This is a genomic window from Pyxidicoccus fallax (assembly GCF_012933655.1).
In the GTDB taxonomy this organism is placed as follows: Bacteria; Myxococcota; Myxococcia; order Myxococcales; family Myxococcaceae; genus Myxococcus; species Myxococcus fallax.
Genome location: NZ_JABBJJ010000003.1, coordinates 16022 through 28331, shown reverse-complemented (window position 1 = coordinate 28331; position 12310 = coordinate 16022). Strand labels below are relative to the sequence as shown.

The window sequence follows — 12310 nt, the reverse complement described above, 5'->3', positions numbered from 1 at the left end:
TCCTTTCATCGAGCCCGAAGACAATGAGCACCCAGCCCAAGCCTCCCTCCGAGGTGGAGCACATCAAGACGCAGAGCCGCCTGCTCCGCGGCACGCTGGCGGACAGCCTGGTGGACCCCGTGACGGGCAGCATCGCCTCGCAGGACACCGCCCTCATCAAGTTCCACGGCAGCTACCAGCAGGACGACAGGGACGTCCGCGAGGAGCGCCGGCTGCAGAAGCTGGAGCCGGCGTACAGCTTCATGCTCCGCACGCGCCTGCCCGGCGGCGTGTGCACGCCGGCCCAGTGGCTGGCCATGGACGCGCTGGCCCGCGACCACGCCAACCACACGCTGCGCATCACCACGCGGCAGGCGTTCCAGCTCCACGGCGTCATCAAGGACGACCTCAAGCCCACCATGGCCCGCATCAACGCGGCGCTGCTGGACACCCTGGCCGCGTGCGGCGACGTCAACCGCAACGTGCTGTGCAACCCCAACCCGGTGGACTCGCGCGTCCACGAGACGGTGTACCAGTGGTCGGTGCGCATCTCCGAGCACCTGCTGCCGAGGACGCGCGCGTACTACGAAATCTGGCTGGACGGCGAGAAGGTGGCCGGTGGCGAGGAGGAGCCCATCTACGGGCCCACCTACCTGCCCCGGAAGTTCAAGACGGCCGTGGCCGTGCCGCCCCTCAACGACGTGGATGTGTTCGCCCAGGACCTGGGTTTCATCGCCATCATCGAGAACGGGGCGCTGGTTGGCTTCAACGTCGCGGTGGGCGGCGGCATGGGCGCCACGCACGGGGACGCGGCCACGTACCCGCGGCTCGCGGACGTGGTGGGCTTCATCCCTCCCGAGAAGACGCTCGCCGTCGCCGAGGAGGTGGTGAAGATTCATCGCGACTTCGGCGACCGGACGAACCGCAAGCACGCACGGCTGAAGTACGTGCTGGAGGAGCGCGGCGTGCCCTGGTTCACGGCGGAGCTGGAGAAGCGGCTCGGCTTCGCGCTGGAGCCGGCGCGGCCCTTCGCCTTCGAGCACAACGGGGACCGCTTCGGCTGGGTGGAGGGCCATGACGGTCGGTGGCACCTGACGCTGCACCTGGACAGCGGCCGCGTGGCGGACCTGCCCGGCACTCCGCACCTCACGGGACTGCGGGAAATTGCCCGCGTCCACCAGGGCGACTTCCGGCTCACGCCGAACCAGAACCTCATCATCGCCAACGTGCCTCCGGAGGCGAAGGAGGCCATCGACGCGCTGGTGACGCGGTATGCGCTGAACGGGTTCCAGAAGGCCAGTCCGCTGCGCCGAAACGCGCTGGCCTGCGTGGCGTTGCCCACGTGCGGCCTCGCCATGGCCGAGGCCGAGCGCTACCTGCCCGCCTTCGTGGAGAAGCTGGAGGCCCGGCTGGTGGCGCATGGACTGCTGGACGCGAACCTGCTGCTGCGCATCACCGGGTGCCCCAACGGGTGCGCGCGGCCGTACCTCGCGGAGGTGGGCCTCGTGGGCAAGGCGCCCGGACGATACAACCTCCACCTGGGCGGTGATGTCCGCGGGCAGCGGCTGAACCGGCTGTACCGCGAGAACATCGACGAGGAGGGCATCCTCTCCGCGCTGGAGCCGCTGCTCGCGGAGTACGCACGGGAGCGGAAGCCGGGAGAGGGCTTCGGCGACTACGTGGTGCGAGCGGGGCACGTGCAGGCGGCGCCGAAGAAGGCGGCGCCGAACGCCGCTGCGTGAGTGACAAAGCACTGGAGCTGGGTGCTACCGGATACGGAATGACTCAGCCCTCGCCCGAGCGGACGTGACAGGGGAAGCAGCGCGTTGCTTCCCTTGTCATGGCGTGGAGGCGTCCATCGCGCCTCCACCCCGCACCGCTGTCAGCAGCAGGTCGTACTTGCCGCCCAGGAACGTGCGAAAGCCGTGCTGGTGCAGGTAGCGGCGGTAGAAGGACAGGTCCTTCACCAGCAGGGACAGGTCCGGCTCGCGCAGGTTGCGCACGCGGGCGCCATAGACGACCTCTCCGTCACGAAAGCGTGAGTTGGGGAAGCCGAGCACGAACGCCGCCTGGGGTTCGAGGTGCTCCTGCACCAGCCGACGCAGGAGCGCGTGGTCATCCACGCCGGGGCTCTGCAGCGTGCCCACCGAGACCACCAGGTGGAAGCGCCCCAGGTCCGAGGGCAGCGCGTTGAGGTCCGCCAGCACGAAGCGGTGGCGCGCGTCCGGGAAGCGGGCCTGTGCCTCCGCGAGCGCGCTGGCGCCGTGGTCCACCCCGACGAAGGTGACGTCCGGCATTCCCTCCACCCATGCGAAGGCGGCCAGCTCGTCACCCCGGTTGACGCCCAGGTCCAGGACCCTCGCGCCCGGAGGCAGATTCAGCCGTCCGAGCGCCTCCAGCCACGGCAGCAGGAAGCCCGCGTCCTCCAGCTTGCGCACCCTCGCGAAGGCGGAGCCAGAGCCGTAGCGCTCCTGGGGTGAAGCGGCTTCCTCCGCGGCCTCCCCTCCCGCGTGCCACGGTGCCTCCGCGCCGAGCCGCTCGAAGGTAAGCGCCACGTGCGTGGCATCCACCGCGCGCGGGGTGAGGAGCCGGCAGGAGAGCCCCTCGGCCAGGTCGCACCAGCTCCGCAACGGCCGGTGCACGAGCGCACCGCCAGGCCCCACCCGCTCGCCTGGGTAGCGCCCCCGGCCGAGGTCCGGGTCGGGCACCTCGATGCGCGCGGTGCCCGCCTGGAGCGCTTGCCGGAGGTGGCGGAGGATGTCGATGAGCGGCTCGTCGTGGAAGCGCATGGCGCGCGCAGCCTACCTCCGGCGGCACCAAGAGCCGGTGACGGAGTTCCGCCGCCGCGCCCTATCAGGTGCCCATCAGGGCAGCCGGGCCCATGCGAGCCGTTCCTCCCGCCCGGTGACCTCCGCACGAGCCAAACCGCACCGCGACCTCTGTCGACGCACGGGCCGGCACCCCCGCCCGTGGCCCTTCACGACGCCGCGCCCAAGGCGCGTCTCAGCTCCGGGTCGGTGGTCCTCTCCACGAGCGACCTCGCCGCCTTCTCGTGCCTACGGGCCCACCACCTCAGGACATCGTTCACCACCGCGGACCTCGCGAACTGGAGGTGGGCCTGATGCGCGTCCTGTGCGAGCGCCAGGAGGAGCGGTCCCGCCTCGGCGCCAAAATGCACCGAGGCCAGCTGGGCGAGCGCGACGAGCAGCCGGAACTCCACCGCCGCGTGCGAAGCCTGGAGGTGGGGAACCCGGGCGGCCAGCGACGCCACGGACTCGGGGGACCTGCGCCACCGCTCCACCCCGGGTGCCAGCTTCACCGGCGCCTCCGAGGTGAGCCACGCGAAGAAGGCCTGGAGCAGCACCAGTCCCGCGGCGTCCGTGACTGGCGGCCGGTTGCTGGCATCCCACTTCATCACCGGCATCGAGCGCGCGTAGAACGCATCGATGGTGGACACCAGGCTGGAGAAGCGCAGCCCGTACTGGTCCACCCGCGCGAGCATGGCCGCCACCTCGTCCACGTCGATGACGGGCACGCGCCCCACCGGAATCCCCCGCTGGCCCAGTATCGCGAGCCGCAACTCTCCGAAGGCGCGGCCGGACAGCTCCGCTTGCAGGCCGTGCAGCGCACTCATCACCGCGTGCGCCCAGAAGCTCCCGTCCCCGCCATGCGCGGAGACCTCCACCTGGTAGTTCTTCCGCTTCCGGGAAATGCTCAGCCGGTGAAGCTCGTAGCGCGTGCCCGTGGAGCGGGCCGCCTCGTTCGCCACCCGCACCCGCTGGAGGATGAACTGCCGCAGCTCGCGCGCATCCTCTGGCAGCAGGCGCGACACCTCGGTGGGCTCTCCCGTCTCTTCGTCGAAGACGAAGAGGCTCTCGCCATGCCAGGGCAGGAACGCGGTGACGTCACCGCCCGCGATGGGCCTGCCCCCGCCCCGCGGGTCCAGCTTCGTCTCCCGCCCCACCTCGGGCAGCCGCAGCGTCCGCGCCGCGCCGCCCCGGAGTGGCACCCGCTCCAGCACCCCGTCCGACACCTGCGTGAGCACTGCGTCCTTCGTGGCGAAGGTGGGCATCGTGAGCGCCGCGAGCTCCTTCTTCACGAGCACGTCCCCGCCCGACACCACCCACACCATGGCCGTCCCGCGTGGAACATCGTGGGCGATGACGCCCAGCGCGTCATCGAAGGGGATGACCTGGACGTCCCACGTGGGAGGCACCTCCAGGAGCGCCGACGCCACCACCTTCGGCGCGTCGAAGTCACGCAGGTCCACCGCCAGCGCGCGCCCCTGCGTATCGACGACCGCCAGCCGCCCTGCCCGGGCCGCGTAGCGGGGACGTGTCCAGCGAGGCGTGAACCACCCCGTCGATAGCGTCACCTGGGGCTTGTCTGGAAACGGCAGGGGCTTGCGAGCCTCCTCCGTGCCGCTCCGCGTGCAGCGGGCCACCTCGACCGCTCCCTGGAGATTCGTCAGGAGGAACAGCGCCTCGCCCGCGGCATCCAGGAAGGCGTACTTGAGCTCGAAGCGGGGGTAGCGCTCCTCTCGCTCCAGCGTGTCCACCCGGACGAGGTGGCTCCGGCTGTACCCGTCGTCCCAGGCGAGCACGAGCCTGCCGGCTCCATCGGTGGACAACAGGCCCTCGCTCGACGCGTGGACGTCCTGGTCCGACACCACCTCGTCGGGCAGACACCACGACGTCAGGCCCAGCCCGTCCAGCACCACGACGTAGTCCAACCCATCGACCTTCGAAACCAGATGCATGCCTGCCCTCCAGGCGGCCCGGCGGCCGGGGCCATCATGCCCGGGCTCGCGGGCGATGGGCCGATAACAGTTGTCCGGTTCCTCTGTCGTAAAGCGCGCTCTTCCACGGCCCACTGTCCTGACGGGGCCCTCCCGGTCGGCTTTCCTGACTCCCATGAGCACACACATCGTCGACAACCCGTACACTGGCGACGTCGCCGCCTCCGTCGAGCCCACCACGCCCGCGCAGCTGGACGCCGTGCTGGAGAAGGCCCGGGGCGCCACACGGGCGCTCCGCGCGATGAGCGTGGACGAGCGCGTGAAGCTGGTGCTGCGCGCCTGCGAGGCGATGGAGAAGAACACCGACGCCATCGCCCGCGACATCACCCGGCAGATGGGCAAGCCGCTGTCCCAGGCCCGCGGTGAGGTGGGCGGCATGGCCGGACGCCTGCGCCACATGGCCTCCATCGCCGCCGAGTCGCTCGCGGACATCGTCCTGCCGCCCAAGGAGGGCTTCGAGCGCCGCATCGCCAAGGAGCCGCTCGGCGTGGTGCTGGACCTGCCGGCGTGGAACTACCCGCTGCTCACCGCGGTGAATGCCGTGGCCCCGGCCGTGCTCGCGGGCAACGCCGTCATCGTGAAGCACTCCCCGCGCACCCCGCTGTGCGGCGAGCACTTCGCCCGCGCCTTCGCCGAGGCCGGCGCGCCCCCGGGTACCGTGCAGGCCATCTTCCTGGACTACGCCGCGACGGAGAAGCTCGTCGGCGACGCGCGCATCGACCACGTGCTCTTCACCGGCTCCGTGCTCGGCGGGCACAAGATGCAGGCGGCCGCGAAGGACCGCTTCCTCCACATCGGCCTGGAGCTGGGCGGCAACGACCCGGCGTACGTCGCGCCCGACTGCGACTTCGACAAGACGGTGGAGAACATCGTCGACGGCGCCATGTACAACGCGGGCCAGAGCTGCTGCGCGGTGGAGCGCGTATACGTGCACCAGTCGCTGTATCAGCGCTTCGTGGACGCCGTGGAGCCGCTCGTGCGCGCGTACGTCCTGGGGGACCCGGAGTCCGACAAGACGACGCTCGGCCCCATCGCCCAGCCGTGGCACCCGGCCGAGCTGGAGACCTTCGTCCGCGACGCCACCGGCCGGGGCGCGAAGCTCGTCCACGGCGGCCGCGCCACGCAGGTCAACGGCAAGGGCCGCTTCTTCGAGCCGACGCTGCTCAAGGACGTGAGCGCCGACGCGCGGGTGATGCGTGAGGAGTCCTTCGGGCCGCTGCTGCCCATCGCCCCGGTCCGCTCGGACGAGGAGGCCCTGGCCCTGATGAACGCGTCCAGCCTGGGCCTCACCGCCAGCGTCTGGACGTCCGACCGAGACCGCGCGGACCGGCTGGCGCGGCAGCTGGAGGCCGGCACCGTCTACATGAACCGCTGCGACTCGCTGGACCCGGCGCTGCCGTGGAGCGGCGTGAAGGACTCCGGGCGGGGCGTGACGCTGAGCGCGCTCGGCTTCGACTCGCTGACCCGGCCGAAGGCGCTGCACTACCGGCTGCGGTTCTGAAGCCGAGGGAGCGGCCCCTGGCGGGAACAGGCTTCATGGTGGAGCATCCCCTGTCAGGCCCGTGAAGGGCCGCGCGTAAGGGGGCTCCACCGCCCCGCGAGGTTCCACATGCAGCCGCATTCCGACTGGCGTCCCCACGCGCTCGATGGCGCCCTCCTCTGGTTCCACCGGAGAACGGGCACGAACCTCCGCATCGACGGGCCCCACACGCGACACCTGCGACGCAGGGCCCCTCGGCTGGTGCTGTTCGGCATCACCAACGCCTGCAACCTCGCCTGCACCTTCTGCTCACGGGACAGGGAGGCGCGGAGCGAGTGGACGGTGGACTCGGCCTTCGACGTGCTGGCGGGGCTGGCCCGCGCGGGCTCGCTCGAAGTCGCCTTCGGTGGCGGTGAGCCGCTCGCCTTCCGCGGCTTCGACACGCTGGTGCAGCGGCTCGCCACAGAGACGCCGCTCGCCGTGCACTTCACCACCAACGGGACGCTCCTGACGGAGGAGCGGCTGGCGCGGCTGGCACCGCACCTCGGTGAGGTCCGCGTGTCGCTGTACGACGACAACGACTGGGAGGCGTGCGTGGAGCGCCTCGCCCGCGCGGGGCAGACCTTCGGGGTGAACATCCTCGCCACGCCGGAGCGGGTGCCGCTGCTGCCGGCGCAACTCCAGAGGCTCCACCAGCTCGGCTGCCGGGACGCCGCCGTGCTGCGCTACGTGGGCAATGACCCGAAGCTCCGGCTGGACACGACGAACGAGGCACGGCTCACGGAGGTGCTCGCCGGCAGCCCCCTGCGCACGCGGCTGTCGGTGTGCTTCGGCGATACGCTGACGGAGGTCCCCCGGCTCTTCGGCGGCGACTGTGGCGCGGGCCTGGACTTCGTCACCCTCACCTCCGACAAGCGGCTGAAGGCGTGCTCCTTCCAGGGCTCGGGCCTCCCCATTACCTCCGCGGAGGACGTGCTCGCGGCGTGGACGGGACGGCGCGAGGTGCTGTCGGCGCCCTCGCCCCTGCAAGGCTGTGCGCGGGCGGTCACACAGAAGACAGAGACACTCTCCGACGGCGTGCGCGTCTGGCGCGGGTTCTCCGGGAACAACAGCGGCGACTGCGTGATGGTGGGCCGCTTCGAGACCTCCGAGGAGGCCACTGCCTATGTCGAGGCGCTGCTCCCCGACTGGAAGCCCGGCGCGGCCTACCCCGAGCGCTGGAAGGAGCTGCTGGCCGCGGAGGGCATCCCGGCGCGCGAGGGGGAGTGGGCGCCGGAGGCAATTGAGTCCGTTGGCCGCATGGTGCTGCTCCACACCCAGACGACGCTGGGGGACGACTTTCCCTCGCTGCGGAAGTTGCTGTGGAAGCAGAAGGGATGGGAGGTCCACTCCGAGGTCTTCTCGAACCACCAGCTCCAGCTCGCGTTCGGATTCCGCGCGAAGGAGGGAGCCTCGCCAGGCGCGCTGGAAGAGGCCCTGAAACGCCGCGAGAGCGCGAGCTTCGTCCGTCATGGAAACCAGCTATACGGGCTCATCTACTTCCGCTGCGCGGAGCAGCTGAAGACCCTCGCCCGGGAGCATGGCGCCGACCTCGCCGCGGAGGTGGTGCGGACGCAGGACGACGAGCGGCTCGAACGGCTCCTCGCGTTCCGCAAGCCCTCGGCGGAGCGACCGCGCCTTTGGGCTCGCTTCCCCCTGCCCGAGTACGCGACCCGCTACGCCAGGGACCTGCGCGGCGAGGTCACCGTCGCCGGCAAGCATGTTCTCTTCGAGGCGGGCCACTTCGGGCCACGGCTGGGCTACCTCGCCTACCGACATGCGGGGAGCGCGCTGGTGCTCACCAGCCAGCGCGTCGTCGTGGCGGGCAGCTTTTCGAAGACGGGCTTTCAACCGCCCGAGGTCGTCCCGCACCTGCGCCCGTACCTGAAGTCCGACGACCGGCTCGAGACGACCGAGTGGGGACCATCATTCGAAGTCGCGATCAATACCGTGGAGCCGGGGCGCGTGCTGAAGGCCTTCGTCGACCTGGAGAAGCTGCTGGGTACCGACGCCTGGATTCGCGTGCTGCCGGACAACCCGCTCGCGGAGGCGCTGCACCGCATCCGCGAGGAGCTGGAGGCGGACGCCCGGCGGCGGTAGGCCGGCCCTGCGTCACGCGCGGCCCAGCGCCTCCGCCAGCCGGGGCAGCACGTCCCCGGCGCGCGCCTCCACGCGCACGTCCGCCAGCTCCACGCCGCGGCACTCGCCGATGTTGAGGATGGCGATGGGCATGCGGCGCTCCGACGCGCGCACCAGGAAGCGGTAGCCGGAGAAGATGGCCAGCGACGAGCCCACGACGAGCAGCGCGTCGCCCTCCTCCACCATCGCGAAGGCGGCCTCCACGGTGGACGCCGGCACGTTGTCGCCGAAGAACACCACGTCCGGCTTCAGCGTCCCGCCACAGCGCAGGCACACCGGCACCTGGAACGACGACAGCAGCTCCGAGGACAGCTCCGCGTCACCGTCCGGGCGCAGCTCCAGCACCTGGTGCGTGAAGCCGGGGTTGAGCGCCAGCAGTCGCTCCTGTAGCTCCGCCCGGGCCTCGTGCGCGCCGCAGTCCAGGCAGCGCACCCGCGCCAGCGCGCCGTGCAGCTCGATGACGCGCGAGCTGCCGGCCGCGTGGTGCAGCCGGTCCACGTTCTGGGTGATGAGCCCCGGCACGTGCCCGTTGCGCTCCAGCTCCGCCAGGGCGTGGTGTGCGGCGTTGGGCTTCGCCGAGGAGAAGCGCGGCCAGCCGAGCAGGCTCCGCGCCCAGTAGCGCGCCCGCGTCTCGGGCCGCGTCAGAAACTCGCGGTGCTGGATGGGGTTGCGCGCCCGCGCCCGGGTGCCCGGGCCACGGTAGTCCGGGATGCCGGACTCGGTGCTGCACCCGGCGCCGGTGAGCACCACCGTGCGCCGGCCGCGCAGCAGGGAGACGAGGGTTTCCACGCCCTCGGTCGCTTCCGGGGCAGGCAGGGCATCGAGCGAGGAGGTCATCGCGGCCTACATATAATGATGCGGGCCGCGCGGCGCCGGACACTCCCTCCCCGGCTCGGACCTCCCACCCTCCTGCCTGCCCGGGTGCGTCAGCGAGGGCCCGAGGAGACGGAAGCGGCGGGGCCCTGCGCCGTCGGGAGGGAGCCGTAGTCGAGGACGGCGGTGGCGTTCAGCGCGGGGATGGCCAGCCGCTCCAGCCTGCGGTTCTTCCAGTGCATCAGCACCAGCGACGGGTCCTCCAGGGGCACGTCGAAGGTGTAGGACAGGCGCTTGATGCCGCGGGCGTCCGCCTCCACCACCTTCACCGTGAGGCCGTCGAGCTTCACCTCGTCGCCCTGCTTCAGCATGAAGGCGGCGCCGCGGTGGACGCGCTCGTAGAGGGTGTCGAAGAAGCGCAACTCCGTCAGCTCCACCTCCAGCGTGTTGGAGCCGGTGCGGGTGGCGCGATGGATGTCGTAGGCATAGGACAGCGTCCACCACGAGCGGGGCAGCGTGTTGCCCTTCGCCCACCAGGCGATGGACGCGTAGAGGGACAGGTTCGGGCTGGGCAGGGTGAGCACCGCCACGCGCTGGTTGGGCAGGGTGGCCACATCCAGCTCCTTCTCCAGGAGCTGGTGGACGCGGGCCATGCCCCGGCTGATGCCGCCCATGGTGCTCGAGGTGCTGTACCAGGACAGCGGCGCCAGCAGGACGTGCGTCACCGCCAGCACGGCCGCGGCTCCGGCCAGCACGCGCCAGCCCTTGGAGCGCGCGCGGTTGCGCCACACGTGCGTCAGCACCATCGCGATGACGGCGGCGCCACCCAGGCTGGGCACCAGCAGCAGACGGTCTCCCTGGATGGTGCCGGACACCGGCACCAGCGCCAGGAGCGCGCCGGCCAGCATCCACCGCGAGTGCCGGCGCTCGTCCTCCGACAGGTGCGGCCACACCGCGCGGAGCATTCCGCCCACCAGCGCGAGCGCACCGACACCGACGAGGACGGTGATGGCTTCCGCGTCCGCCAGCATGAGCGTCAGGTCCGAGGGGATGCTCAAGAGCAGGCCCCAGAGCATGGCGGGGATGCGGACCGCGGCCACCTTCAGCCAGGCCAGCGGCTGCGCCACCGGGTCCACGTACAGGTCCGAGCCGAAGGAGCCGTAGCCAAGCTTCTTGTAGATGGCGAGGTAGACGAGCGCGAGCACCGCCGCGGGCGCCACGCCCAGGAGCCGCTGGCGCCACGGTCCCTTCGCGCCCAGCACCTCATACGCGAGCACGTAGGCGAAGACGCCCAGCGCCGTCTCGCCGCCCGTCAGGCCCACCGCCAGCGCCACCAGCGACAGGGGCGCGGCCCACTTCCGGCCGTGCTCGCGCCACTCCATGTGGAGCCACAGCCCCACCAGCGCCGGCAGCGTGGACACCATCGCGTTGCGGTTGCACCACCAGCCCAGCGGCACGGCGTGCGAGTCGTCGATGGCGAACAGCAGCAGCGCCAGCGCTCCCACCGCTCCGGCCAGCGTGCGCCGCATCAGCAGCGCGAACACCCCTACCAGCCCCAGGTACCAGAGGAGCGAGTGGACGTGGTACGCCGTCGTGTTCTCCCCGAAGAGGGCGTAGTCCGCCGCCATCGTCACGCTGGTCAGCGGCCGCCAGAAGGCGAGCTTCAGCTCCGGCAGCGTCCACCACGGGAAGACGCCCTTCTGCATCAGCGGCCGCGCGATGTCCGGGTCGCCCGCGATGAAGCGGTAGAGGTCGAAGGTGCTGTTGGCCAGCGGCGCCGGCGCCTCACGGCCCGCGACGATGCCCAGGTAGATGAAGTCGTCGCCGAACAGCCCCACCGTGAACAGCGGCAGGGACACCAGCACCGCCGCCCCCAGCGATAGCCAGAGGACGCGCGGCCACGACAGCAGACGACTGACAAGGGATTCTTTTTGAGCAGGAGTACCGGGGTTTTCCATCAGTGCGCATCTGAACATCATCAGCGCCTGGAAGGCCAACCCCGCCGCCTACCTCCAGCCGGCGAGGCGCCGCAGGAAGGTGGACGCGACGAAGAAGACGAGGAGCATGCGCCCCACCTGGACGGCGAGCACGAGCGACAGGGTGGCCCGCGTGCCCAGGGCGATGGCCAGGACCGAGTCGGCGCCCCCGGGCGAGGTGGCGAAGTAGGTGGTGAGCAGGTCCACGCCGCTGGCGGCGGACCAGCCCCAGGCGAGCAGCAGGCAGCCGCCCACCATGGTGAGTCCGGCGACGACGGCGACGAGCGCGGCGCGCCGCAGCTCGTGCACGGCCGTGGCGTCGAACTGGCTCCCCACGCGCACACCGAGCGCCCAGAGCGCCAGCGCCAGCACGCCCGGAGGCAGGGCTCCGACGGGCACGCCCAGCGCGGTGAGGGGGATGCCGAGCAGCACCGGCCCCAGGAAGCCGCCAGCGGGCAGCTTCAGCCGCGCGCCCAGCCAGCCGCCCACGGCCGCCACGAGGGCCGTCGTCACCCAGACCTGGAGCGCGGGGGGCGCGCCGGGTAGCGCGGCGGCGCTGGCCACCGGCACGTCCGGCGAGTCCCCGGCCCACCGCCCCACCAGCCCCGCCACGAGGATGACGATGGACAGGCGCACGTACTGGAAGAGCGTCACACGCCGAGAGTCGGCGCCCAGTTCTTCACCGAGGGCCACCATGGCGGAGGCCCCACCCGGCATCAGGCCCAGGGTGGCGGTGAGGGCGTCCAGGTGTCCTAGCCGCGCACACACCAGTGCCACGCCCTGGGCCACGGCCACCACGCCCACCACGGCGGCGAGCGCCACGGGCCAGTGTTCGCCGAGCGCGGCCCAGGCATCCGGCCGGAAGGAGGAGCACATGGCACTGCCCAGCACCGCCTGCGACACCACCTGCGGGAGCCGGGGCAGCGGCACGTGGACGTCCAGCGCCACGGCGCCGACCACCGACACCAGCAGTGCGCCCAGGAGCGCGCCCGCGGGCAGGTGGGTGGCCTCGGCCAGCGCCGCGCCCAAGAGCGACGCCACGGTGACGGCCACCACGCGCCCGGAGTGCTTCATCATGAGGGCCGC

At 71.5% G+C, this 12310-nt stretch carries 8 protein-coding genes; 3 read left to right on the top strand and 5 right to left on the bottom strand.

Annotated features, from left to right (window positions below):
* Nucleotides 1-23 precede the first annotated feature (23 nt).
* On the top strand, nt 24-1721 hold the full coding sequence (gene cysI / locus HG543_RS01185; RefSeq protein WP_169342759.1) for an assimilatory sulfite reductase (NADPH) hemoprotein subunit: 1698 nt from the start codon (nt 24-26) through the stop codon (nt 1719-1721).
* 96 nt (nt 1722-1817) lie between these two features.
* Here cysI and HG543_RS01180 read toward each other — a convergent pair whose 3' ends face one another.
* A complete protein-coding gene (locus HG543_RS01180) occupies nt 1818-2768 on the bottom strand; it encodes a class I SAM-dependent methyltransferase (protein WP_169342758.1) in 951 nt (316 codons plus the stop codon).
* Between the two features lie 188 nt (nt 2769-2956).
* A complete protein-coding gene (locus tag HG543_RS01175) occupies nt 2957-4738 on the bottom strand; it encodes a hypothetical protein (RefSeq protein ID WP_169342757.1) in 1782 nt (593 codons plus the stop codon).
* 154 nt (nt 4739-4892) lie between these two features.
* On the opposite strand from HG543_RS01175, the gene HG543_RS01170 reads away from it, so the two are divergent.
* Both HG543_RS01170 and HG543_RS01165 read left to right on the top strand, forming a co-directional pair.
* Nucleotides 4893-6278 (top strand): aldehyde dehydrogenase family protein, encoded by a 1386-nt coding sequence (locus HG543_RS01170; protein WP_169342756.1) that lies wholly within the window; start codon nt 4893-4895, stop codon nt 6276-6278.
* Nucleotides 6279-6386: 108 nt separating this feature from the next.
* Nucleotides 6387-8396, top strand: a complete 2010-nt coding sequence (locus HG543_RS01165; protein WP_169342755.1) for a radical SAM protein — start codon at nt 6387-6389, stop codon at nt 8394-8396.
* A gap of 12 nt (nt 8397-8408) precedes the next feature.
* Here the strand turns inward: HG543_RS01165 and HG543_RS01160 are convergent, their stop codons facing one another.
* From HG543_RS01160 to HG543_RS01150, 3 genes are all read right to left on the bottom strand, one after another.
* Nucleotides 8409-9272: an NAD-dependent protein deacetylase gene (locus tag HG543_RS01160; RefSeq protein ID WP_169342754.1), complete on the bottom strand. Its 864-nt coding sequence runs from the start codon at nt 9270-9272 to the stop codon at nt 8409-8411.
* 89 nt (nt 9273-9361) lie between these two features.
* A complete protein-coding gene (locus HG543_RS01155) occupies nt 9362-11113 on the bottom strand; it encodes a glycosyltransferase family protein (protein WP_169342753.1) in 1752 nt (583 codons plus the stop codon).
* Nucleotides 11114-11254: 141 nt separating this feature from the next.
* Entirely contained in the window at nt 11255-12301 is a 1047-nt protein-coding gene (locus HG543_RS01150; protein WP_169342752.1) for an AbrB family transcriptional regulator, read from the bottom strand.
* Between the last annotated feature and the right edge of the window lie 9 nt (nt 12302-12310).